Origin of the sequence: Ruegeria sp. HKCCA4812, assembly GCF_013034245.1 — a bacterium.
Taxonomy (GTDB): Bacteria; Pseudomonadota; Alphaproteobacteria; order Rhodobacterales; family Rhodobacteraceae; genus Ruegeria.
This window is the reverse complement of record NZ_WQFQ01000008.1, coordinates 25,884-48,173: the sequence shown is the minus strand read 5'-3', so window position 1 is coordinate 48,173 and position 22,290 is coordinate 25,884. Positions and strand designations below refer to the sequence as shown.

The window sequence follows — 22,290 nt, the reverse complement described above, 5'->3', positions numbered from 1 at the left end:
GGATCACACGCTGCCAACATTTTCTTGAGCGTTCGTGCTTTGAAACGGCGCGGTAAGATCCCGACATTGAAGACTGAGGGGGGTGCATTCTCCTCCCAGTGTGCCCCTCTCGAACTGAAACACGTATCGAAAGGAGCACTCTATGTTCAAACGTTTATTCGCAATCGCACTGACCTTCGGAATGGCCGCCACCGCGCCACCTGCCTTTGCCCAGAATTGTGCGGCACGGGATCACATCATATCCAAATTGCAGGAGAACTATGCCGAAGAATTGGCCTTTGGCGGCCTGCAAAAAACACGCGGCGCGCAATCGGTGATGGAGGTTTGGACCTCGAAAGAAACGGGAAGTTATACCGTTTTGGTAACCAATGCGAACGGTATCAGCTGTATTGTTGCCGTTGGCACCGATTTTTTTGAAGCGATTCCAAAGATCGAAATTGAAGGCACACCAAGCTGATATTGGCCATATCGTTTCCGATCACAGTCTTCAAAGTTGCCACCTGCCCCAAGGAATGCTAGGGGCAGCGAGGACTGTGAATTACCGGAAAATGGAGCACCTGATGGCCGGGGACTATATCGTTAAAGACATTTCATTGGCTGGCTTTGGCCGCAAAGAGCTGGACATAGCCGAAACCGAGATGCCGGGCCTGATGTCCCTGCGCGCGGAATACGGCGACAGCAAGCCGTTGAAAGGGGCGCGCATCGTCGGGTCGTTGCACATGACCATCCAGACGGGCGTTCTGATCGAAACGCTGGTGGCGCTGGGCGCGGATGTGCGCTGGGCGTCGTGCAACATCTTCTCGACCCAGGACCACGCCGCCGCCGCGATTGCCGAGGCGGGTATTCCCGTCTTCGCAGTCAAGGGCCAGACACTGGAAGAGCACTGGGATTATCTGGACAAATCCTTCCTGTTCGAGGAAGGCCCGAACATGATCCTGGATGATGGCGGCGACGCAACGCTGTACATCCTGCTGGGTGCCCGTGCCGAAGCGGGCGAGGACATCATCCCTGTTCCGGGTTCGGAAGAGGAAGAGGTGATCAAGAAGCAGATCGCCAAGCGTATGGCGGCAAGCCCGGGCTGGTTCACAAAGATGCGTGACCAGATCAAGGGTGTTTCCGAGGAAACCACCACCGGTGTGAACCGCCTGTATCAGCTGGTCAAGGACGGCCACCTGCCGTTCCCCGCGATCAACGTGAATGACAGCGTCACCAAGTCGAAATTCGACAACAAATACGGCTGCAAGGAATCGCTGGTCGACGGTATCCGCCGCGCCACCGACACGATGATGGCCGGCAAGGTTGCAGTGGTCTGCGGTTACGGTGATGTGGGCAAAGGCTCGGCCGCGTCGTTGCGTGGTGCTGGTGCTCGTGTGAAAGTCACCGAAGTCGACCCGATCTGCGCCCTGCAAGCCGCGATGGACGGTTTCGAAGTGACCCTGCTGGAAGACGAAGTCGCCACCGCGGATATCTTCATCACAACCACCGGCAACAAGGACGTGATCCGCATCGAGCATATGCGCGAGATGAAGGACATGGCCATCGTCGGCAACATCGGCCACTTCGACAACGAAATTCAGGTGGCCAGCCTGAAGAACCACAAATGGACCAACATCAAGGAACAGGTGGACATGATCGAGATGCCTTCGGGCAACCGCATCATCCTGCTGTCCGAAGGCCGTCTGCTGAACCTGGGCAACGCCACCGGGCACCCGTCCTTCGTGATGTCGGCCTCGTTCACCAACCAGGTTCTGGCCCAGATCGAACTGTTCACCAAAGGTGACCAGTACGAGAACAAGGTCTACATCCTGCCCAAGCATCTGGATGAGAAAGTGGCCCGCCTGCATCTGGATCGCATCGGCGTGAAGCTGACCCAGATGGATGCGGATCAGGCCGCTTACATCGGTGTCAAACCGGAAGGTCCGTACAAGCCGGAACACTACCGCTACTGATCGCCGTCTGGGTATGACGCAGAAATCTGGGCGCCGCCGGTATTTGTACCTGGCGGCGTCTTTCTTTTTCAGGCTGGCGGTTGTTGTGATCCTTTTGGGCGGTGGTGTCTGGTGGGTGTTGGCGCATCCCGAAACGCCGATACCGTCACACTGGAACCCGTTGCGTGATCTGAAGGTAACCGCCCCGATCACACCCGTCACCAAGCTTCAGTTGAACCGCGCACTGGCCCGCGAAGCACAGTGTCGGGCCGCTCTGGAAGACGCAGGTGTTCGGTTTGAGGCGATGGGGGACCTGGTCGTCGATCAGAACTGCGGTATCGCCGGTCGGGGTCGTCTTACCAAATTGGTGACATCAGGGATCGAGGATGTTGAAACCAGTTGCGCCACGGCGTTGCGCCTGACCATGTGGGAACATCACGTCGTACAGCCTGCCGCACGCGATCTGCTTGGGACCGACGTTTCCCGATTGCGCCACATCGGCAGTTACAATTGCCGCCCCATGCGCACCGCGCAGGGTGAAAACAGTGGGTGGAGCAGCCATGCCCGCGCGGATTCGATAGATATCGTCGGTGTGGATACCGTTGACGGTCGGACGCTGACCTTGTTGTCAAACTGGCAGGGCTCGGGACCGGAAAGCGCCTTTTTTCGACGGATCTGGCGCGGGGCCTGCGGTTGGTTTCGCGTGGTTCTTGGGCCCGATTTCAATCGTTTGCACGCGGATCATTTCCACTTGCAAGGCCCGGGGTGGGGCTATTGCCGATAGGCTTTTCAGCAAGAAACGTGCGGGCTGCGACCAAGGGGGAGAAATCGCGGTTTTTTTTCCTTTTGGAAAAGCCTGCGACGCGGCTAGTCTTTCGATCATCGGTAAAAGGTGCCGGGTAAACGGATCAAGGAGACTAGGATATGGGCAAGCGCGACGAGCTGATCGCCAAATACGCAGAAGACCTGAAAACCAAATGCGGGATGGACCCAGATATGGACCTGCTGACCAAGGTCACCATCGGTTGTGGTCCGGCGATCTATGACGCAGATGCGGCAACTGTCGCGGCCAGCCAGGACTCGGAACTGGAAACCGTCAAGAACAACTTCCTGATCAAAAAGCTGGGTCTGGCAGATGGCCCCGAGCTGATGGAAGGGATCAACAAAGCCATGGAAACCTATGGCATGTCCGAGCGCAACAAGTACCGTGCCGTTGTCTATTATGTTTTGACCAAGCATTTCGGAAAAGAATCCGTTTACAGCTGACCCGGTCGAAATTTACCAAGCGCCCGCCGAGATTCTGGCGGGCGTACTTAATTTGAGTTTCAATTTAAAGACTTGGCATTTGAAACCAAGGGTGCGGCTGGGCTAAGTTCAACCTGTGACCAGGACGGTCAGAACCAGATATTTCCATACGCGTGTGGTGAGTAGGGAGCACGCGGGGGTAGGGAAGGTTCTGTATCGTCAGAGCCTTCCCTCGTTTCTTATCTGAGTTCGCCAAGAATACGCGCAATGAAATTGTCGAATTCCGTGGGCCTCGGGTCCGAATTCCTGGATGACGCGCCACCGCTGCCTGCCAGGTAGACTTCTATCCGCCCCGGACGGGTCTTGCTGCCCGAATTCGTGAAATCCCTCAATATTCCGTCAAGAGCATCAGCTGCCAGCGCCGCGTTTTCAGCGTCGCTTGGATGGTAGAAACGAACCTGTGTTTCTCTGACCCGAAAACCCACGCGGTCTGTTGATACAACAGTCGCGCGGCCCTGCGTAAGCAGTTCCAAAGCCCGGCTGCTGGCGTCTTGCGACACTCTCAACGGAACAAAAAGCGAGACTTCCAGATCAATGGGGGATTGTGCGGGCGAAAGCAGTTTTACCTCTGCATAAGACGGGACCGCAGATAAAGTGATCTCTTGCAGAACAGGGTCCAAAACCATCAAGGATGTCTGCGAAAAGCTGTCTTTGTTCGACCGGTTGGTGTGGCGCCACGGCGGTTCGGCAGAAGCCGGATACAAGGTTTGAATATCCGCAGAAGAAACTGTGGCCAAGATGGGTTCGAGCTGTGGCGGAATGAATATGGCTGGCGGGGACAAAGACACGGCCGGTTCCGCTTCTGGGGTTGGGGGTCTTGGTTCCACCCTGCCTTGGTCATCCGCAGCCGAAATATCTTCGGCAAGAACGGGTGGCGTCACAATCGCCTCAACCGCGACGCTCTGGTCGAGAGTTGCGCCTGTGATCGCATCCTCGGCCTCTTCGATGATTGCCGGGTTGGAAACGGGTGCGACTTCGGAAGACGCTGAATCGGCGGGGTCCTCGGCTGCTTGTGTGTCTCGTGGGGCCGGTGACTCAGCGATTCCGACGGTGGGGGCTCTGTCTGAAAGCAGCTCCTCGATTTCAGGAAGAGTTTCAGTCGCCGCATCCAGGCTGGCTGGGGGCGTTCCACCGCTGGGGCGCAAAGTTCCGGCAATATGTGTGACCGCCCATTGCAGGAACGCGCCGCAAACCAAGGCGGCCAGAATAATTCCTGCTCTAACCAAGGGTTTTTTCCGGGTTTTTGGTTCTTCCAAATGCAGGGAACGGACCCGGTCTGATACGATCTCTTCGATTTTGGTTTCGTCTGGTCGGGGCAGGTGCTCTGTCTCGGAAGGTTTCAGGGCGGGTTTTTCCTGCGCTTCACCCTGCGCCCCGCTGAGCACTCTGGCACGCTTTTCACGCGCCTCTTTTAGGCGCGCTTCCCAGTTTTTTGAATTCTTCGCAGCAACGGCGTCTTCGAATATCCCATTGCCGCCTTCGTCGTCAGACATGGGTTTTTGCTTTCAAGAAAGACCGATCTTTATTCGAACACCACCCGGCAATTTCGATCGCACAAAACCGCGACCGACATGATCTCACCCGGCAAAGCCCAAGGAAAGATAGCATCTTGCCAGAGCTTTGAGAAGTTCCGTGCCCGGCGCCATTTTCCCGTTCAATCAGGCTGGGTTTCGCCCAGCATGCAAATCACCCGCCATTCATCCTCGGCCACGGGTTGCACCGACAAGCGAGAGTTCTTCACCAGCACCATGTTGGCCAGACGCTCGTCCGCCTTGATCTGGTCCAGCGTTACGGGTTTGGAAAAGGGCCGCACGGCTTTGATGTCCACACACTCCCACCGTTCGTCATCGGTGGTGCTGTCGGGATGGGCCTCGGCACAGACCTCGATAATGCCAACAACGGACTTGTCCTTTTGCGAATGGTAGAAGAACCCCCGGTCCCCAACCTTCATCTGACGCATGAAATTGCGCGCCTGATAATTGCGGACACCGTCCCATTCCTCGCCCGCGTCGCCCTTTGCGACTTGCTGATCCCAACTCCAGGTCGACGGTTCCGACTTGAACAACCAATAGGCCATCAACCGATCACCTTTTTCCACGGGATCAGCTCAACCGATTGGAACAATCCTGCCTTTGCGTAAGGGTCGCCATCGGCCCACGATTGTGCGGCGGCCAGGTCCTCCACATCGAGAATTATCAATGAGCCGATCATGGCGTCACCGTTCAGCAACGGTCCGGCCTGTGACACGACGCCGGTTTCTTCGATATAGGCCAGGTGGGCCGAGCGGTTGTCCAATCGGGTTTGCAACGCGTCGGGTTTATCACGAGCGATGAGGGCGATCAGCATGTTATTCCTCCTTGAGGGGTCGATTTAGCAGGTTTTGAATGGCCTCGGTGACACTGTAGGCGCCATGGCTCAGGTCCGCCACCGTGGCGCTGATGGGCATATCCAGCCCTTCCTTGGCGGCAATGTCCGACATGGCACGGGCAGTGGCGACGCCTTCGACCGTCATTTGGCTGTCAAAGGGCTGATTCAGACCCAAACTAAGGCCAAAACGATAGTTTCGGGACAGCTCGGAAGAGCAGGTCAGCACAAGATCCCCCAACCCGGACAAACCCATCAGGGTGTCGGGGCGCGCGCCGCGCATCGCGGCAAAGCGCTGCATCTCTGCAAACCCGCGGGTCATCAAGGCCGCCCGGGCGCTGTCTCCCAGACCTGCGCCGATGGCGGCACCGCAGCCAATGGCCATGACATTCTTCAGCGCGCCGCCAAGTTCGGCGCCGATCGTGTCTGTGGTGCGGTAAAGGCGCAGGTTCGCCGTCGTCAGTTCGGCCTGAAGCGCCTTGCCAAGTTCCGTATCCTCGCAAGCCAGCGTCAGAGCGGTGGGCAGGCCATGTGCAATGTCATCAGCAAAACTGGGCCCGGTCAGCAGCGCGACGAGGGCATCCGGGATGCTCTCTTTGATGACCGCGACAGGTCCAAGCCCCGAGGTCAGTTCAATTCCCTTGCAGCAGGCCACCAGAGTCTTGCCGCGCAGGGCCGGTGCGTGATCCTGCAAAGCGCTGCGCAATTTCTGCATTGGCACGGCCAACAAAAGCGTGTCAGCCCTGAGCGCCTTGGCGATATCCCCAGTCACATTGATGTCCTCGGGCAAGGTTATGTTGGGCAGTCGGGTTGCATTTTCGCGCGTCTCGCGCATCTGCTGCGCCCGATCGGCGTTTCTTGACCACAGTGTCACTGGCCCGTTGCCTGCCAGCGAGATAGCCAGAGCAGTGCCAAACGCACCGGAGCCCAGGACGGATACGCTCATGCCTTAGCCCCTTTCTTGCCGCCGCCCAGCATGGCCGGGCTGTGTTGATCCAGAGGCCAGCGAGGGCGGGCGACCAGGTCCAGCCCATCCCGCGCGCCGGTACGAAAGCGTTCCAGGCCAGCATAGGCAATCATCGCGGCATTGTCCGTGCACAACGCCAATGGGGGGGCGGTGAATCTGGTGTTTTTTTCAACACAAACAGACTCTAATTCGGACCGAATGGCTGAGTTCGCGGCAACCCCTCCGGCAACGGCAATCACGGGTTCAGACGGAGAGGTTTCCAGATACAGATCAATCGCTCGCCGGGTCTTTTCGGCCAATGTGTCCACAATCGCCTGCTGGAATCCGGCGCACAGATCTGCGCGGTCCTGGCGCGTCAAACCGCCCTTTTCGTTCACGATCTGGTCGCGCATCCGCATCAAGGCCGTTTTCAACCCCGAAAAGGACAGATCGCAACCGGGCCGGTCCAAAAGTGGCCTGGGAAATCTAAAGCGTTTGGGATCACCGGCGCGCGCCTCGGCTTCGACGGAAGGGCCACCAGGTTGCGGCAGACCCAAAAGGCGGGCGGTTTTGTCGAAGGCCTCGCCCGGCGCATCGTCGATGGTGCCGCCAAGGCGGGTAAAATGTTCGGGCCCGTGGGCGATCAGGAATTGGCAGTGGCCGCCAGACACCAGAAGCATCAGGTAGGGGAAGGCAATGTTGTCCGTCAGTCGTGGTGTCAACGCGTGACCGGCAAGGTGATTGACACCCACCAGCGGCAGACCGGTTGCCGCACTGATCCCCTTGGCGCACATGACGCCCGACATGACCCCTCCGATCAGACCCGGCCCCGCGGTGACCGCAACGGCGTCCACGTCCTTCAGGGAAAGACCAGCGGTGTCCAGCGCTTGCAGAACGCAGACATCCAGCTTTTCCGCATGCGCCCGGGCCGCGATCTCGGGCACGACGCCACCAAAAGGGCTGTGCAGTTCGGTTTGGCCATGTACCACGGATGACAGGACTTCGGCCTTGGCGCCCGTCGTTTGACGCACGATGGCCGCGGCGGTATCGTCGCAGCTGCTTTCCAATCCCAGTACGGTAAGTGTTTGCACCATCACCCTGATCCGTTGCATCATGATCTAACGGCGGGGTATCACCCTGCGCGGATGCAAACAATCCTGAAGGGCCAAGGGGCCGCACGTTGTATTTGTTGATGACCCGCCCGCGCGCTGCCTCTGAACGGTTCGTCGCGCAGCTGCCGACCCGTACCAAATCCCGGGTTCAGGTCATCTATTCTCCGATCATGGAAATCCGGCCTCTGCCGGTCGAGGTTGAGACCGAGGGTGTGCAGGGGTTGATTTTCACGTCGGCCAATGCGGTGCACGCGGCGGCCCTGAAAGGTGTGGACCGCAACCTGCCCGCTTTCTGCGTCGGACCGACAACGACCAGCACAGCGAAGGGTTGCGGGTGGCGGGCCGAAATGGTCGGGGCCACGGCGGAAGAACTGGTGGGACATCTGCTCAAGCGGAGGCCCAAAAGCCCGTTGTTGCATTTGAGGGGTGAGAACACGCGCGGCAATGTTGCCGGTCGACTGACCGAATCCGGCCTGACCGTGGGGGAACTGCCAGTCTACCAGCAATTGCTGTTGCCGCTAACATCCGAAGCGACCCGGGTGGCAGATTTGGATTCGCTGGTAATCGCACCGCTTTTTTCGCCAAGAACGGCGCGACATTTTGCCGATATTTGGACCGGATCCGCGCCTTTGTGGTTGGCCGCAATCAGCCAGGCCACGGCGGATCCCCTTTATTCATTGGACTATGCACGCCTGAAGATCGCAAAGAAGCCGACACCAAAGAAAATGCGTAAGGCTGTCAAAAAGCTTGTGAAACATGCGTTGCGGGTTGAGGGCGGCGCGGTCCCCGATTAACTTGACTGGGGCTGTTATTCATCTGAATTTGGATTCGATAAGGGGAATATTGCGGTGGCTGGTAAGAAAAAGTCCGAAGAAAAGCCGGTGGAAACCCCCAAGGCAGATGACGTCGTCGAACCCGAACTGCAACAGGAAGATACACCTGTTGACCCGACTGAGACCGTAGAAGAAGAACTTTCCGAAGCCGAAGCCGAAGCCGAAGCCGAAGCCGAAGCCGAAGCCGAAGCCGAAGCCGAAGCGTCGACTGAAGATACTGCCCCGGCCGAAGAAAAAGTGGTCGAGCGTGTCGTTGAAAAGCGTGGCGGATTTGTTCCCGCTTTGCTGGGCGGCGCCATCGCTGCCGCCGTCGGATTTGCGCTGGGTAATGGCGGGCTGTTGTCAACTGGCTCGGACAGCTCGGATACCTTGGCGACGTTGGAATCCAAACTGGCAGACCAGTCCGACCAGATTGCCAAGCTGTCTCAGGCGCTTGCAAACAGTCCGGATGATGCTGGTCTGACGGATCAGGTCAAAGCGCTGTCCGACAAATTGACACCCGTGGAAAGTGACCTGAGTGCGATCAAATCCACTGTGGATACGCTGTCAGGCCAGATCGGACCATTGTCAGACCGCATTGCGACGCTTGAGAAAACCCCGATCGAATCCAGCGTGTCGCCCGAATCCATGGCCGCGTTCGAAGCTGAGCTGAAGAAGCTTCAGGACTCGCTGGCCTCGCAACGGGCCGAGGTTGAAAAAATGGTTTCCGACGCTCAGGCGCTGGAGGCGAAAGCATCAGCCGATGCGCAGGCTGCGGCCAATGCCGCCGTTCTGTCGCGTTTGCATGGGCAATTGGATGCGGGTCAGCCCTATTCCGATCTGGTTGCAGAACTGAAAGCAGGCGGTGTGGATGTGCCGGATGCCCTGTCCGGGCCGGCTGACAAGGGTGTTGAAACACTCTCTTCTCTGCGCGACAGTTTCGCGCCTGCGGCCCGAACCGCGCTGGCCCAAGCCCGTGAAGCCGACAAGGGCACCGGCCTGATCGCATTCCTGCAACGTCAAACGGGCGCGCGCTCGGTCACGCCCCAGGAAGGGGATGGGCCAGATGCCATCCTGTCACGGGCACAGGCTGCGCTTGCGGACGGAGACCTGGCCAAAACCTTGAGCGAACTGAAATCACTTCCCGAAGCGGCACAGGCTGCAATGTCCGATTGGGAACAGGCGGCCCAAACACGGGTCGCCGCCGTCGATGCGGCGAATACACTGGCTTCCAGCCTGAACTCGAACTGAAGGACCTGCCATGCTGTGGTCACTGTTTAAGATCCTCGTTTTTGTTGCGATTATCGGCCTGCTGGCGTTGGGCGGTCACTTCCTGATGCAAACCAGTGGCGGGGTTCAGATCACCGTCGCGGGCACGGAATTCACGCTGGGGCCGCTTCAGTCAGTGATCGCGCTGGCTGTATTGGTTTTTGCGGTCTGGCTGTTTTTCAAGTTGCTCAGCCTGCTGATCGCAACGCTGAAATTCCTGAACGGTGACGAAACGGCCCTGTCTCGGTATTTTGACCGCAATCGCCAGCAAAAGGGATACCAGGCGCTGGCTGATGGTCTGTTGGCGCTGGCCTCGGGCGAAGGCCGCGTGGCGATGACCAAAGCCAGCAAGGCCGAGAAACTGCTGAACAAGCCCGAGCTTACAGACCTGCTGGTGGCACAGGCCGCCGAGATGACCGGGGATACGAAAAAGGCATCGGACACTTATAAAAAACTGGTGACCAACAGCGCCACCCGTTTCGTTGGCGTGCGCGGGATCATGAAGCAGAAGCTGGCCGAAGGTGATGATGAAACGGCCCGCAAACTGGCCGAGAAGGCCCTGGCGATCAAACCACGTCATGAAGAAACGCAGGACGTGCTGCTGAACCTGCAAACCAAGGCGCAGGATTGGGCCGGTGCCCGTTCGACCCTGACGGCCAAGCTGAAAGCCGGGTATTTGCCGCGCGATGTCTTCAAACGGCGTGACGCGGTTTTGGCCTTGTCCGAAGCCAAGGGAATTCTGGACGAAGGTGCGACGGTCGAACAGCAGGAGCGCGCGATTGAAGCCAATCGCCTGTCGCCTGATCTGGTGCCTGCCGCTGCCATGGCGGCCCGCGCGTATATCGCCAAAGGCAAACCCCGGGCCGCAACCAAGATTCTGAAAAAAGCATGGGAGGCGCAGCCGCATCCGGATCTGGCCCATGCCTTTGCCGACATCGTGCCGGATGAAACCCCTGACCAACGGATCAAGCGGTTCACCGCGCTGACCCGGATTCACCCCGAGAACATGGAAACGCGTCTGATATTGGCCGAACTGAACATCGTGGCCGAGGACTTCCCCGAAGCCCGCCGTGCGCTGGGCGATGTGGTCGAAACGCAGGGTGATGCGCGCGCCTATACGTTGATGGCCGCTATCGAACGGGGCGAAGGGGCCTCGGACGCCATTGTGCAAGGCTGGTTGGCCAAAGCGCTGAATGCGCCGCGTGGTCCGCAATGGGTGTGCACCAATTGCCATGATATCCAACCTGAATGGGGACCGGTCTGCCAGAACTGCGGCAGCTTCGACACGCTCAGCTGGCAGACACCACAAACACCCGAAATCGCAAGCGCGACCGGCGTACATATGTTGCCTTTGATCGTTGGTGCGCTCGAAGATCAATCCGAAGAGCCTGAAGTCATGGAGCCCGCGGACGAGGATGATGTGGTCGAAGTGACACCAGAGTCGGCAGAGTTGGCAGACGAAGCCGAGGTTCAAAAGCAGGCCTGAGCCCTGCAACGTCTGTTTTTGCCTGCTTGCGCTCATTGAGATTGATGCGACGCCGCGCTTTTTTTGGTGAAGCCAAACCGGACGCCAGCGGTCCGAAGGGTCGTGCTTTTTCGTCTCTCTCAGCGGCTTGTCGACGCGTTGGCGGCCTCTTGCATTTACAGGCTGTGTTGGCCGCTTCCTCCGCAAAGCAGCCGTTTAACAAAGGCGCAGTTAACGTCCGAGATGCGGTCAAAATGGCCGTTCGCGTTCTTCGTCGCGAAGTACACAGTCAATCCGAAGCGGACGTTTAACTGGTGTCTATTTTCCAGCAGTTTTGGGATGAAATCGGCATCTGAATTCTGCCTCAGTTTTTTGGTAAGTACCGATCCAACAGAGCGTCGACCAACCCTTCCTGAAGTTGGTAACCAGTTGCTTCGTCCACTCGCAAAATATCTTCCAGAATAATAAGTTGTTCCATGCCCGTCGTCATGGACAATCGCTTTGCCAGGTCGTCAATTTCCTTCGGCTTCATCAATGGCTGAACTGGTGCAAGTGCTTCCGAAAAAGCCGCCACTCTTCTGGCGCCACGCATTTTGACAGTTCCATCTTCAAGTGATGCCTTGAGTGATTCAGCCAGAAACTGCCGGAAGTGCGCCTCATGAACCCGAGAAAAATCCAGATAGTAGCGCGCAACGGCGTGTACGCGGCTCCTGACGTTATTCAGCCCCTCGAGAAGTTCTGAAGTTGGAGTAACTTCAAGATCGAGCGTCGCATCCAAAGCCAAGACACTTGGATCAGAAAAGTAACGATAGACCGTCGCACGACTGGTTTTGGCACGCTCAGCGACTTTTGCCAGCGTGACTTCTTTGCCTTCCGACATCAAGTCACGTGCAGCTGAAAGAAGTGCTTCTCGTGTTCGATTAATTTGATTTGTACGCGACACCAATACCAAGCCTTTTATGATACACTTGTCTCATTAATAGATATATGTATCATAAGGGCAGTGTGTTTCAAGTAAAGGGAGTTGAAGTAATGGCTGAACCTCGCCCACGAATTTATCATCTTCTAGGAAACCTTCTGACTTTTCACGCCTTTCCCAGTGAGACCGGAGATCGTTGCACAATCGTTGAGATAAAGACGGCGCCGGGTGCCGGTGCGCCACCCAATCATCATGCTGGCGAAGACGAAAGCTTCTATGTGCTCGATGGTGAATTCGAGTTCTTTGTGAATGGTGAGGCAATCAGCGCAAAAAGTGGTGACTTCGTCAAAGTTCCGGACGGCGCAGTGCACGCCTTTACGTGTACTGGGGAACGGCCTGGCCGGCTACTTTGCATAAACGCCCCTGGCGCGATGCATGACACTTTCTTTACTGAAGCTGGTGAAGCAATGCCTGATGGTACGACAGAAATTCCGGCGCCAGATGGACCGCCAGACATTCCGGCAATCATGGCCGTAGCAGACCGAGCAGGAATGACGATCTTGGTGCCTGCAGAAGTTCCCAGCTAACAAACGCGCCTATATAATTCCAGGTTGAGAAACGGAAGTATTGGACTGAAAACTCTGCTATAGACCCTATCTGGTAACACTAGCTCAATCCCAAGCCGGCATTCACGATGAGACCTTGCGATTGTGGATAGTGGACATTCGCTGCGCTGTCCAAAAATGTCTTCTATGTGAACCAGAGCAATCGTTTACGCGTAGGCGTGATAGCGGCTTAGATTGTCTGCTATCTGCGCTTGGTCAAGTTCGTTTTGGCGTGAGAACGCTCAATTCAGCATTCTTTCCGAAACGTCCTCAAGAAGGGTATGAAGATCGAAATCTTCGCCTTTCTCAGCAAGCCCTTTGTCATGCAGAATGAAGGACAGCCCGTGCACGAAACTCCACAACAAAAAACCACGGCGGCGAACTTCGTCTGTGATTCCCGGTTCACCGAGACACTTTGCTACCTCAGTCAAGAGAATCCCGAAACTTTGCTGGCCACCTTCCTCCAACCGGGGATCCGCGATGCGATCTGTGAAGCCGCCAAATTTCAGTCTGAAGATCCCAGGCTCATTTAACGCGAAGGCAACATACTCCATCCCGATGGCAGTAATGCGCTCGGGAGATCCTTCGGGAACGCCTTCCAGTGCGGCAAGCATTTTGTCTCGGTGCCGATCCATTCCTTCAAGGACAGTGGCGACCAACATTTCTGTCTTGTCTTTGAAGTGTTTGTAAGGTGCCGCGGTTGAAACGCCCGCGCGTCTGCACGCCTCGGATACAGAAAAACTGTCCGGTCCTTTTTCTTCAACCAACTGTCGGGTTGCTTCGATCAGTGCAGCGCGGAGATCGCCATGATGATAGGCTTTCTTGCTCACCGTTTGACCGGTCGCTTGGCTGATTTTTGAGTGACTTTTTTCTATGCTGGTCATGATCCAACATGTGCCAGATCACGTATCCCTTGTCAAAGTGAGAACTTCTAACATATGTTAGAGATACTAACTTGATGAGGTCCGCAAATGCAAAGTCCCGCGAAATACTTTACTGAAGAGACCAAGCCGAGCTTCTTTTCTCGTGTTTTACGCGGTACCGTGCGTGTCGGGGTGACCGTTAGCTTCATAGGTGTTGCAGCGGCCGCAGTTTACTTCGGTGCATCGGAGCTGACGCGCAGAGCAGATGCTGTACCGGCGCCAGATGCCGCTGCTGTAACCCCGGTCTCCGCCACACCAATCACGTCCGAAAGCGCCTACACAGTCGACCGTGTATTCATCGGTCAGGTCGAGCCTCAGCGTTCGGCAGATATCTCTTTCGAATTGAATGGGACGCTTGATCAAATTCTGGTGGATGAGGGTGACGAGGTTGCTAAGGGCCAACTTCTCGCAACGTTAGACCTAGCTCTGTTGGAGGTTGAACGCGACCGACTGACGGCATCTCGTGATGCCATTGCAGCCCAGCTTTCATTCGCCGAGAAAACGGTCGAGCGAAACGCGAAACTCATCGAACAAGGCTTTACCAGTCAAGCTCGCCTAGATGAGGCAGTTTCCAGACAAGATGAATTGTTGTCTAGAATTGGGGAACTGGATGCAGCGCTGCGGGACGTAACCGTTCGGATCGAAAAATCCAGCATTGAGGCTCCGTTTTCTGGTCAAATAACCGCGCGACACGTCGACGGCGGTGAAACCCTGCGCTCGGGTGAACTGGTTCTGGGTATGGTCGAGGTCGTGTCGCCGCAGATTCGAATTGGTATCCCACTCGACGTTGACCCGGCGCTTCTGACAGATGTTGAAATCGAGATCGCTGGTCAAAGCTATCGGGCTGACCTTGCAACCTTGCGGCCCGACATTGATCCGGTAACCCGCACCAGAACCGCACTTTTCGATCTGAGGAACGCGCCGGACGTTGCCTTCGGGCAGACCGCTCGTGTGCATATAATTGATCCCGTACAGAGTGCGGGAACCTGGGTGCCCACGACATCCTTGAAAGAAGGTACGCGTGGGCAATGGACACTGCTGGTTGCAGACGCGCAGAAGATTGTGCGCCTAGCAACGGTCGAAGTTCTGCATGCTGAAGATGACCGTGTTTTCGTACGCGGCGCGTTTCCAGAAGGCACTGTTCTGATCGACCAAGGGCCACAGCGCGTTACTGTTGGCCAGCGCGTCGCTTTCAACACGGGCGAGTAACGGAGCGATTTGATGGAAACCCTTACTTTTCGCCACCCCCGACTGGTTGCTCTTATCATTTTGGTGCTTGTGTCTGCAGGCCTGTCTTCGTTCTTATCGTTGGGCCGGCAGGAAGACCCAACGATTACCAACCTCTTCGCAACTGTGACGACGCAGTTCCCGGGTGCAGACCCGGAGCGGGTCGAAGCGTTGGTCACCGCAGAAATCGAAGAAGAACTGCGGAAAATCTCCGAAGTGGATGAAATCAGCTCTGTATCCCGGTCGGGCGTATCGGTCGTTTCGGTAGAGTTGCTGGAGACGCTGGATGAAGCAACCATTGAGCAGGTTTGGGCCGAAGCTCGGGATGCCGTTGAAGATGCTCGACAGAACTTTCCGAGTGGAGTGTTGCCGCCGGAATTCGATGCCGAGGGTATTTCTGCCTATTCTGCTGTCATTGCCGTTGCGGCCGAGGATCCGGACTTCCCGTTAACTTTGCTGTCGCGGCATGCCGAAGCTCTGGGTGACAGGCTGCGCGCGATACCCTCTACGCGAGCCGTGGACTATTTCGGTCAGCCGGAAGAAGAAGTGCTCGTAAATGTCGATATGGACAAGGCCGTTGCGCTTGGGCTCAGCGCTGCCGAGATCTCCCAGCGGATTGCAGAAGCAGATGGGAAGGTCCAATCCGGGCGGTTGCAGTCCGATGTCGACCTGACCATAGGCATAAGCGGAGAAATTGAGACTTTGGACCGCATTCGAAGCATCGTCCTGCGAGAAAATGCAGACGGTGCCGTGGTGCAGCTCGGAGATATTGCCAGGGTAGACCGGGGCGCGCGCAAACCGCAGCCCTCAATCGCGTTTGCCAACGGAAAGCCCTCGGTTTTGATAGGAGTTCTGGCGCAGGACGGGGTACAGATCGACCGCTGGACAGGCTTTCTTCGGGATGAGCTTGAGGCCGGCGCCGCATCGGTACCTTTGGGCATGCAGGAAATACTGCTGTTTGATCAAAGCGAGTACACGACGGATCGTTTGTCAGAGGTTGGGATCAACATGGCCATTGGCGTAGCACTGGTCGTGGCAGTTTTGTTTGTTACGTTGGGGGTTCGGGCAGCTGGGATTGTGGCTTTGGTATTGCCGGTTGTCTCATTGGCAACTCTGGCGACGATGAACATGATTGGATTGCCAATTCATCAGATGTCCGTGACGGGCCTGATTGTTGCCCTTGGTCTGCTCGTTGACGCAGCCATCGTCATGACCGATGAAATTCGGCGTCGTCTGCAGGATGGGATGGATCGGCTAGCAGCCGTACGGGATGCTGTTCGCAGGTTGGCCGCGCCACTGCTGGCATCGACCGTAACAACGGCGCTTGCCTTCACGCCGATGATCTTGCTGCCGGGACCCGCAGGCGACTTTGTCGGTGCCATCGCTATCGCCGTGGTGCTTATGCTTGTCTGGTCCCTTGTTGTGGCCTTGACGGTGACCCCGGCGATTGCGGGCTGGCTACTGTCGGACCGCCCCGACGCAGGAATGCTGAGCCGCGGCATCAGCATCCCGCCGCTTGCCCGAATGTTCGAGGCCTCAATTCGATTGTCAGTCGCTAATCCGGTGCGATCCATCGTGTTGGCATTGATCTTGCCCGTGCTTGGCTTTGCGGCCTTTCCAACGCTGACCGCGCAATTCTTCCCGGGCGTCGACCGCAACCAATTCTATATCGAAGTCGATATGCCGGGTGGAACGTCAATTGCCACCACCGAAGCAACCGCCCGCCAGATCGATGAAATGCTGCTGGCTGACGACGGCGTCAAAAGTGTCTACTGGACCGTCGGAGAGTCCGGCCCGGCATTCTACTACAACATCGTTGGAAACCGTTCGCGCGAGCCCGGTTTTGCACAGGCCATGATCACGACCAACACGGCCGACGATGCGGCCCGCCTTGTCGGAGCGTTGCAGAGCCGTCTGGATATCGACTTTCCTGACGCGCAGATCATCGTGCGCAATCTTGTTCAGGGTCCTCCGGTCGCCGCACCGGTTGAAGTCAAAATTCAGGGGCAGGACATCTCGGTATTACGTAATCTGGGCGACGAGGTGCGTTCAGTAATGGCCAATCTCGATCTGGTGACGCAGGCGCGTGCCAGTGTGAACGGCGGCAACCCTCAAATCCGGTTCGAGATTGATGAGGTCAAAGCCCGTTTGCTGGGGCTGGACGTGGCGGATATAGCGGGTCAGCTGGACACGGCGCTTGTTGGCATCACCGGTGGGTCACTGATCGAAGGGACTGAGCAGTTGCCGGTGCGCGTTCGTTTGGGTGACGAGGTGCGAGCAGATCTAAGCGCGATTGTCAGTATGCCCATTCTACTGCCGAACGCTGCCGAAATATCCGCGACAGGAATTTTCCCTGCTGTGCCGTTGTCAGAACTAGCCAGACCCATAATCGAACCTGCAGAAAGCGTCATAACTCGAACGGATGGCGTGCGAGAAAACACCATACAGGCGTTTATCGTACCTGGTGTTTTACCCGAAGAGGCTTTGCAGGACATATTGGAAGCGCTTGATGCGTCCGGGTTTGTGTTGCCACAAGGCTATTCGATGTCCTTAGGCGGCGACAGTGATGCGCGATCCAATACCGTGGGAAATTTGCTCGCCTCTGTCGGATTGATCGTCACACTCTCCATCGCGACGATCGTTCTGACCTTCAACTCGTTCCGGCTGACCCTTGTGACCTTGGTCGTGTGCGTGTTGTCTGCAGGCCTTTCACTGCTGTCGCTGGCAGTCATGCAATTCCCGTTCGGAATAACGGCAATCATCGGGGTCATCGGCTCAATAGGGGTTTCGATCAATGCGGCGATCATTATTTTGACCGGGTTACAACAAGACCGAGAGGCCGGCCAGGGAGATCGCGCAGCCATGGCTCGCGTAGTTACTGGTTCCAGCCGTCACATTATTTCGACAACGGTCACGACCTTTGGCGGCTTCTTACCCCTGATATTGGGTGGAGGTGCATTTTGGCCACCATTCGCCGTAGCAATCGCAGGCGGCGTTCTGTTATCAACCGTTGTATCTTTCTACTTCACCCCTCCCGTGTTCGCTTTGGTGTATCGTAGAACATTCAACAAACAACGTCCGGCCAAAAACCGCCATTCCGAACCACGCGAAGCCGTTGTCGCGCTGGTGGCGGAATGAGAATTGCGCCTACTTCTCCTTGTGAGTTGGTGTGGTTCAAAGCCGCCGTTGTTCGAAGTAAGAGTCAAGTTCTGCTGTGGGCCGAACGCCGGATTTTGCAGTGTCTGGTTTCTGCGCGTTGACGTCGTTATCGCGGACTGCAGCACCTGGTTACTTTGTGGCCGGATCGGAAATTTGCTCTACTGAGATGCACTACTGCTTTGCGGTGCTTTTCCGTCAGTGACCCGCTTGCGCCGGTTGTGCGGAGGATACGACTCATAATCGATTTGGGCTATCCGTCTCGTTGTAGATTGCGCAGCCTTGGCTTTGATCATTAGGACCATTGAAACGGGCGGAACAACCATAACTAAACCTAACAACTCGGTTGCAGTCAGCGGACGATTCTGCCGAAGCTTGGAAGCTGCGCGATACCAACCAATACCTACAGATCTATCTGCGAAAAGTCGGGAGATAAATCAGGGGGGTATTTTGATGCCCGCAAAGAAAATTTTTGTGTTTCAACATCTTGCGGGGAGATATGGTGCCCAGGAGAGGACTCGAACCTCCACGTCCATACGGACACTAGCACCTGAAGCTAGCGCGTCTACCAATTCCGCCACCTGGGCAGGTGTCGTGGAGGGGCGTTTAAGCCTAGTCGCGGGAGGCGTCAACCAGATTCGGCGAGAATTTTTAAAGTTTTTTGAATTCGATTCCCGGCCGGTGTTTTCCACGCATGGTTTTCAACACCGTCGCGGCGAATTAGCGCCTTGTTTGACTGGCCTGCCGGCGCTAGTTCTAGGGCGCAATTTCTCAGCAGGAGCCCTCTCATGTCGAAACTGGTGACGATTTTTGGCGGATCGGGATTTGTCGGTCGCTACATCGCGCGGCGCATGGCGAAAGAGGGGTGGCGAGTCCGGGTGGCTGTACGTCGCCCGAACGAGGCCATGTTCGTCAAACCCTATGGTGCCGTGGGTCAGGTCGAACCGGTGCTGTGCAATATCCGGGATGATGCCTCGGTGGCGCTGGCGATGCAGAGCGCCGATGTGGTTGTCAACTGCGTGGGTGTGCTGAACGAGCTTGGCAAAAACGGGTTTGATACCGTTCAGGCCGAAGGAGCTGAACGCATCGCGCGTTTGGCGGCCGAGCAGGGCATCAAGCGGATGGTTCACATCTCGGCCATCGGTGCGGATGCGAATTCAGCCAGTGCGTATTCCCGGACCAAAGCACATGGTGAAGCGGGCGTGTTGAAACATATGCCATATGCCGTGATCCTGCGTCCTTCGGTGATCTTTGGCACCGAAGACCAGTTCTTCAACCGTTTCGCCGGAATGACCCGCATGGGACCGTTCCTGCCTCTGGTCGGGGCCGAGACAAAATTCCAGCCCGTTTACGTAGACGATGTGGCGCAGGCTGCCGTCAAAGGCGTTCTGGGGCAGGCAGAGCCGGGTGTTTACGAGCTTGGCGGCCCCGAGGTTAAGACCTTTCGTGCCTTGATGCAGCAGATGCTTGAAGTGATTCACCGTCGCCGCGTCATCATCGGCCTGCCGTTCTTTGCCGCGCGGATTATGGCGGGTGTGCTGGATATCGTTAAATTTGTCAGCTTCCAGCTGTTCCCCAACAACATTCTGACGCGCGATCAGCTTAAGAACCTGCGTCACGACAATGTTGTCGCCGAGGGCGCAAAGTCTTTTACAGACCTTGGTATCGTGCCGACCACGCTGGAATCGATACTGCCGGAATACCTGTGGAAATTCCGCCCCTCGGGTCAATATGACGACATTCAGAACTCGGCCAAAAACCTGCGTATCTGATCAGCTGTAGGCCATGATCAATAGTATCACGCCTAGAATGACGCGGTAGATGACGTAGGGTGTGAAGCTGACGCTGCGCAGAAGCCGCATCATCAGGCTGAGCGCCAGCAGGGCCGAAAGAAAGGCAAACAGCGCCGCAATGGCCCCATCCCGGGCCAGTTGCATATCGGCCCCGCGCACGGCATCCAATGCCAGCAGTGTGCCCGACGCCAGGATTGTCGGGATCGACATCAACATCGCGATCCGCGCGCCGTCTTCACGGGTATATCCCAATTGCCGCGCGCCGGTTATGGTTATCCCGGAACGGGACGTGCCTGGGATCAGGGCAAGAACCTGCCACAGACCCATGATGAGCGCGTCGCGTATTCCCCAATTTTCGGCCTCTTTGGTTTCAGGAGCCCTCTGATCCACCCAGTACAACAGCAGACCGAATCCCAGCATTGTCCATCCGATGACCGTGATCGAACGCATGGCCTGACTCAACCCGGTGACATGCAGAATGAGGCCCGCGATCACGGTAGGAACAGTTGCAACGATCAGGCCCAGAGCAAGCCGGGCCTGCGGTGTATCCGCCCGTCCGGTCAATGCGCGCGGTAATCCGGCAAGGGCCTGTTTTACATCTGACCGGAAATACAGCACCACGGCGCCCAGGGTTCCCACATGCACCGCGACATCAATGGCTTGACCCTGGTCCTGCAACCCCGACAGGTTGGGCAGCAGGATCAGGTGACCAGATGAGGATATGGGCAAAAACTCAGTGATTCCCTGAATGATTGCTACGAGAATCAGGTGAAACAAACTCATCTGCCCTGCCGTGCTGCTGCCACGTGTTCTTTGTGGGTTATGGGTATAAGGGCGATGGAAAAAAGGAAAGCGCGCATATAGGTCCGAATCGGATCTAAAATTTCCAATTATTTTCTACTTTTCTTAAAGGCGCGCTGCATTTTTTCAATTTAGGTCAGTATAATTGACTTTTCATCCAAAAGCGCATCCCGTAAAGAAACGGAACCTAGCCAATTCATGGAGTCTGACCCGTGGCCAAGCAACCGATGCTGAAATTTGTGCAGATCGACCGCGTCATGCCGGAAAAGCGTGCTGCCAATGACCGCAAGGACGACTTTGACGAGATCTATTCCGAGTTCGCCGCCGAAAAAGCAGCCGAGCAGGCGAGTCGGTGCAGCCAATGTGGTGTTCCGTACTGCCAGTCGCATTGCCCGTTGCACAACAATATTCCCGACTGGTTGCGCCTGACTGCGACCGGGCGCTTGGAAGAAGCCTATCAGGTAAGTCAGGGCACCAATACCTTCCCCGAGATCTGCGGGCGCATCTGTCCGCAGGACCGCCTGTGCGAGGGCAACTGCGTGATCGAACAGTCGGGCCATGGAACGGTCACGATTGGTTCGATCGAGAAATACATAACGGATACCGCATGGGAAAAAGGCTGGGTCCAGCCGGTTGCTCCATCGGCCGAACGCGCTGAAAGCGTAGGTATCATTGGTGCAGGCCCAGGTGGATTGGCCGCTGCGGATATGCTGCGCCAGGCTGGTATCCAGGTCACGGTATACGACCGCTATGACCGGGCCGGTGGCCTGCTGATGTATGGCATTCCGGGGTTCAAACTGGAAAAAGACGTCGTTCAGCGCCGCAATGACCTGCTGGCAGATGGTGGGGTCGAGTTTGTTCTGAACTGCGACGTGGATGCGGCCAAGTTCGAAGAAATCCGGGCCAGGCATGATGCCGTTATCATCGCGACCGGTGTCTACAAGTCGCGTGACCTGGCAATGCCGGGCAGCGGTCTGGCTGGGATCGAAAAGGCGATCGACTTCCTGACAGCCTCGAACCGGAAAAGCTTTGGCGACCAGGTCGAAGAATTCGACAACGGCCGCTTGAACGCCCACGGCAAGAAAGTCGTCGTGATTGGCGGCGGTGACACTGCGATGGATTGCGTGCGCACTTCGATCCGTCAGGGCGCGACTTCTGTCAAATGTCTGTATCGCCGGGACCGGGCCAACATGCCGGGGTCACAGCGTGAAACGCAGAATGCCGAAGAAGAAGGCGTGATCTTCGAATGGCTCAGCGCGCCCAAAGGGTTCACGGGTGAAGACACGGTCAAGGGTGTCATCGTTCAGAAGATGCGCCTGGGACAGCCAGACGCATCCGGTCGTCAGGCCCCCGAAGTGATCGAAGGTGCGGACTATGTCGAAGACGCCGATCTTGTGATCAAGGCGCTTGGATTCGAACCTGAAGACCTGCCGACGCTGTTCGGACAACCTGATCTGCCGGTCACCCGCTGGGGTACGATCAAGGCGGCGTTCCAAACCGGCGAGACCGAAATGGACGGAGTCTATGCAATCGGTGACATCGTACGCGGTGCCTCGCTGGTGGTCTGGGCGATCCGGGACGGTCGTGACTGCGCTGATGCGATCATCGAACGCTTCAATGCTAAATCTGCCGTTGCGGCCGAATAATCCCGCGATCAGGAGGCTT

The 22,290-nt window shown here is 56.8% G+C and carries 20 protein-coding genes and 1 tRNA gene; 12 read left to right on the top strand and 9 right to left on the bottom strand.

Features of this window, described 5'->3' with window-relative positions:
* The first annotated feature begins 142 nt into the window (after nucleotides 1–142).
* The 4 genes from GOW04_RS18005 to GOW04_RS17990 all read left to right on the top strand — a co-directional run bounded on the left by GOW04_RS18005 (nucleotide 143) and on the right by GOW04_RS17990 (nucleotide 3,194).
* Nucleotides 143–457 carry a hypothetical protein gene (locus GOW04_RS18005; RefSeq protein WP_171171572.1) on the top strand — a complete coding sequence of 105 codons (315 nt, stop codon included), beginning with the start codon at nucleotides 143–145 and terminating at the stop codon, nucleotides 455–457.
* Between the two features lie 103 nt (nucleotides 458–560).
* Complete coding sequence (gene ahcY, locus GOW04_RS18000; protein ID WP_171233586.1) at nucleotides 561–1,949, top strand: adenosylhomocysteinase; 1,389 nt, start codon at nucleotides 561–563, stop codon at nucleotides 1,947–1,949.
* A 13-nt stretch (nucleotides 1,950–1,962) separates the two neighbouring features.
* Nucleotides 1,963–2,712, top strand: coding sequence for an extensin family protein (locus tag GOW04_RS17995; protein ID WP_171233508.1), 750 nt, complete (start codon nucleotides 1,963–1,965; stop codon nucleotides 2,710–2,712).
* Between the two features lie 140 nt (nucleotides 2,713–2,852).
* The gene (locus GOW04_RS17990) at nucleotides 2,853–3,194 is read left to right on the top strand and encodes a DUF2853 family protein (protein ID WP_152459648.1); all 342 of its coding nucleotides are present in this window, start codon (nucleotides 2,853–2,855) and stop codon (nucleotides 3,192–3,194) included.
* Between the two features lie 218 nt (nucleotides 3,195–3,412).
* Here GOW04_RS17990 and GOW04_RS17985 read toward each other — a convergent pair whose 3' ends face one another.
* The 5 genes from GOW04_RS17985 to tsaD form a co-directional block, all read right to left on the bottom strand.
* The gene (locus GOW04_RS17985) at nucleotides 3,413–4,726 is read right to left on the bottom strand and encodes a hypothetical protein (protein WP_171233507.1); all 1,314 of its coding nucleotides are present in this window, start codon (nucleotides 4,724–4,726) and stop codon (nucleotides 3,413–3,415) included.
* A gap of 161 nt (nucleotides 4,727–4,887) precedes the next feature.
* On the bottom strand, nucleotides 4,888–5,310 hold the full coding sequence (locus tag GOW04_RS17980; protein ID WP_171233506.1) for an EVE domain-containing protein: 423 nt from the start codon (nucleotides 5,308–5,310) through the stop codon (nucleotides 4,888–4,890).
* Nucleotides 5,310–5,579, bottom strand: a complete 270-nt coding sequence (locus tag GOW04_RS17975) for a YciI family protein (RefSeq protein WP_171116638.1) — start codon at nucleotides 5,577–5,579, stop codon at nucleotides 5,310–5,312. Before GOW04_RS17975 ends, GOW04_RS17980 begins: the two co-directional genes overlap by 1 nt.
* A 1-nt stretch (nucleotide 5,580) precedes the next feature.
* Nucleotides 5,581–6,543, bottom strand: coding sequence for an NAD(P)H-dependent glycerol-3-phosphate dehydrogenase (locus GOW04_RS17970; RefSeq protein WP_171233505.1), 963 nt, complete (start codon nucleotides 6,541–6,543; stop codon nucleotides 5,581–5,583).
* Nucleotides 6,540–7,637, bottom strand: a complete 1,098-nt coding sequence (tsaD, locus tag GOW04_RS17965) for a tRNA (adenosine(37)-N6)-threonylcarbamoyltransferase complex transferase subunit TsaD (protein WP_171233585.1) — start codon at nucleotides 7,635–7,637, stop codon at nucleotides 6,540–6,542. The genes GOW04_RS17970 and tsaD overlap by 4 nt, the downstream gene beginning before the upstream one ends.
* Before the next feature lie 98 nt (nucleotides 7,638–7,735).
* On the opposite strand from tsaD, the gene GOW04_RS17960 reads away from it, so the two are divergent.
* Genes GOW04_RS17960 through GOW04_RS17950 form a run of 3 tightly spaced genes read left to right on the top strand, consistent with a single transcriptional unit; the run spans nucleotide 7,736 to nucleotide 11,222 of the window.
* The gene (locus tag GOW04_RS17960; protein WP_171233504.1) at nucleotides 7,736–8,449 is read left to right on the top strand and encodes a uroporphyrinogen-III synthase; all 714 of its coding nucleotides are present in this window, start codon (nucleotides 7,736–7,738) and stop codon (nucleotides 8,447–8,449) included.
* A gap of 54 nt (nucleotides 8,450–8,503) precedes the next feature.
* The gene (locus GOW04_RS17955; protein ID WP_171233503.1) at nucleotides 8,504–9,718 is read left to right on the top strand and encodes a COG4223 family protein; all 1,215 of its coding nucleotides are present in this window, start codon (nucleotides 8,504–8,506) and stop codon (nucleotides 9,716–9,718) included.
* A 10-nt stretch (nucleotides 9,719–9,728) separates the two neighbouring features.
* Nucleotides 9,729–11,222, top strand: a complete 1,494-nt coding sequence (locus tag GOW04_RS17950; protein ID WP_171233502.1) for a heme biosynthesis protein HemY — start codon at nucleotides 9,729–9,731, stop codon at nucleotides 11,220–11,222.
* Nucleotides 11,223–11,565: 343 nt separating this feature from the next.
* Here GOW04_RS17950 and GOW04_RS17945 read toward each other — a convergent pair whose 3' ends face one another.
* Entirely contained in the window at nucleotides 11,566–12,144 is a 579-nt protein-coding gene (locus GOW04_RS17945) for a TetR/AcrR family transcriptional regulator (RefSeq protein WP_371813782.1), read from the bottom strand.
* An 89-nt stretch (nucleotides 12,145–12,233) separates the two neighbouring features.
* On the opposite strand from GOW04_RS17945, the gene GOW04_RS17940 reads away from it, so the two are divergent.
* Complete coding sequence (locus GOW04_RS17940) at nucleotides 12,234–12,707, top strand: cupin domain-containing protein (RefSeq protein WP_254430201.1); 474 nt, start codon at nucleotides 12,234–12,236, stop codon at nucleotides 12,705–12,707.
* Nucleotides 12,708–12,967: 260 nt separating this feature from the next.
* Here the strand turns inward: GOW04_RS17940 and GOW04_RS17935 are convergent, their stop codons facing one another.
* Nucleotides 12,968–13,609, bottom strand: coding sequence for a TetR/AcrR family transcriptional regulator (locus tag GOW04_RS17935; RefSeq protein WP_171233500.1), 642 nt, complete (start codon nucleotides 13,607–13,609; stop codon nucleotides 12,968–12,970).
* 87 nt (nucleotides 13,610–13,696) lie between these two features.
* Here GOW04_RS17935 and GOW04_RS17930 point away from each other — a divergent pair, with 87 nt between their 5' ends.
* Together GOW04_RS17930 and GOW04_RS17925 are read left to right on the top strand one after the other, a co-directional pair.
* A complete protein-coding gene (locus GOW04_RS17930; RefSeq protein WP_171233499.1) occupies nucleotides 13,697–14,857 on the top strand; it encodes an efflux RND transporter periplasmic adaptor subunit in 1,161 nt (386 codons plus the stop codon).
* Between the two features lie 12 nt (nucleotides 14,858–14,869).
* The gene (locus GOW04_RS17925) at nucleotides 14,870–18,013 is read left to right on the top strand and encodes an efflux RND transporter permease subunit (protein WP_171233498.1); all 3,144 of its coding nucleotides are present in this window, start codon (nucleotides 14,870–14,872) and stop codon (nucleotides 18,011–18,013) included.
* A 518-nt stretch (nucleotides 18,014–18,531) separates the two neighbouring features.
* Here GOW04_RS17925 and GOW04_RS17920 read toward each other — a convergent pair.
* Nucleotides 18,532–18,618: transfer RNA gene (locus tag GOW04_RS17920), tRNA-Leu, on the bottom strand.
* A gap of 201 nt (nucleotides 18,619–18,819) precedes the next feature.
* Here GOW04_RS17920 and GOW04_RS17915 point away from each other — a divergent pair.
* Nucleotides 18,820–19,803, top strand: a complete 984-nt coding sequence (locus GOW04_RS17915) for a complex I NDUFA9 subunit family protein (RefSeq protein WP_171233497.1) — start codon at nucleotides 18,820–18,822, stop codon at nucleotides 19,801–19,803.
* On the opposite strand, the gene GOW04_RS17910 is transcribed toward GOW04_RS17915, so the two are convergent.
* Nucleotides 19,804–20,607, bottom strand: a complete 804-nt coding sequence (locus tag GOW04_RS17910) for an undecaprenyl-diphosphate phosphatase (protein ID WP_171233496.1) — start codon at nucleotides 20,605–20,607, stop codon at nucleotides 19,804–19,806.
* A gap of 230 nt (nucleotides 20,608–20,837) precedes the next feature.
* On the opposite strand from GOW04_RS17910, the gene GOW04_RS17905 reads away from it, so the two are divergent.
* Nucleotides 20,838–22,271 carry an NAD(P)-dependent oxidoreductase gene (locus GOW04_RS17905; RefSeq protein ID WP_171233495.1) on the top strand — a complete coding sequence of 478 codons (1,434 nt, stop codon included), beginning with the start codon at nucleotides 20,838–20,840 and terminating at the stop codon, nucleotides 22,269–22,271.
* The last annotated feature ends 19 nt before the right edge of the window (nucleotides 22,272–22,290 follow it).

Bases quoted from the DNA above. Each gene is read 5' to 3' on its own strand.
- GOW04_RS17995 (WP_171233508.1), top strand. From the start codon at position 1,963: ATGACGCAGAAATCTGGGCGCCGCCGGTATTTGTACCTGGCGGCGTCT.
- GOW04_RS17910 (WP_171233496.1), bottom strand. From the start codon at position 20,607: ATGAGTTTGTTTCACCTGATTCTCGTAGCAATCATTCAGGGAATCACT.
- ahcY (WP_171233586.1), top strand. From the start codon at position 561: ATGGCCGGGGACTATATCGTTAAAGACATTTCATTGGCTGGCTTTGGC.
- GOW04_RS17985 (WP_171233507.1), bottom strand. From the start codon at position 4,726: ATGTCTGACGACGAAGGCGGCAATGGGATATTCGAAGACGCCGTTGCT.
- GOW04_RS17915 (WP_171233497.1), top strand. From the start codon at position 18,820: ATGTCGAAACTGGTGACGATTTTTGGCGGATCGGGATTTGTCGGTCGC.
- GOW04_RS17970 (WP_171233505.1), bottom strand. From the start codon at position 6,543: ATGAGCGTATCCGTCCTGGGCTCCGGTGCGTTTGGCACTGCTCTGGCT.
- GOW04_RS17940 (WP_254430201.1), top strand. From the start codon at position 12,234: ATGGCTGAACCTCGCCCACGAATTTATCATCTTCTAGGAAACCTTCTG.
- GOW04_RS17990 (WP_152459648.1), top strand. From the start codon at position 2,853: ATGGGCAAGCGCGACGAGCTGATCGCCAAATACGCAGAAGACCTGAAA.
- GOW04_RS17960 (WP_171233504.1), top strand. From the start codon at position 7,736: ATGACCCGCCCGCGCGCTGCCTCTGAACGGTTCGTCGCGCAGCTGCCG.
- GOW04_RS17980 (WP_171233506.1), bottom strand. From the start codon at position 5,310: ATGGCCTATTGGTTGTTCAAGTCGGAACCGTCGACCTGGAGTTGGGAT.
- GOW04_RS17930 (WP_171233499.1), top strand. From the start codon at position 13,697: ATGCAAAGTCCCGCGAAATACTTTACTGAAGAGACCAAGCCGAGCTTC.
- tsaD (WP_171233585.1), bottom strand. From the start codon at position 7,637: ATGGTGCAAACACTTACCGTACTGGGATTGGAAAGCAGCTGCGACGAT.
- GOW04_RS18005 (WP_171171572.1), top strand. From the start codon at position 143: ATGTTCAAACGTTTATTCGCAATCGCACTGACCTTCGGAATGGCCGCC.
- GOW04_RS17950 (WP_171233502.1), top strand. From the start codon at position 9,729: ATGCTGTGGTCACTGTTTAAGATCCTCGTTTTTGTTGCGATTATCGGC.
- GOW04_RS17935 (WP_171233500.1), bottom strand. From the start codon at position 13,609: ATGACCAGCATAGAAAAAAGTCACTCAAAAATCAGCCAAGCGACCGGT.
- GOW04_RS17925 (WP_171233498.1), top strand. From the start codon at position 14,870: ATGGAAACCCTTACTTTTCGCCACCCCCGACTGGTTGCTCTTATCATT.
- GOW04_RS17975 (WP_171116638.1), bottom strand. From the start codon at position 5,579: ATGCTGATCGCCCTCATCGCTCGTGATAAACCCGACGCGTTGCAAACC.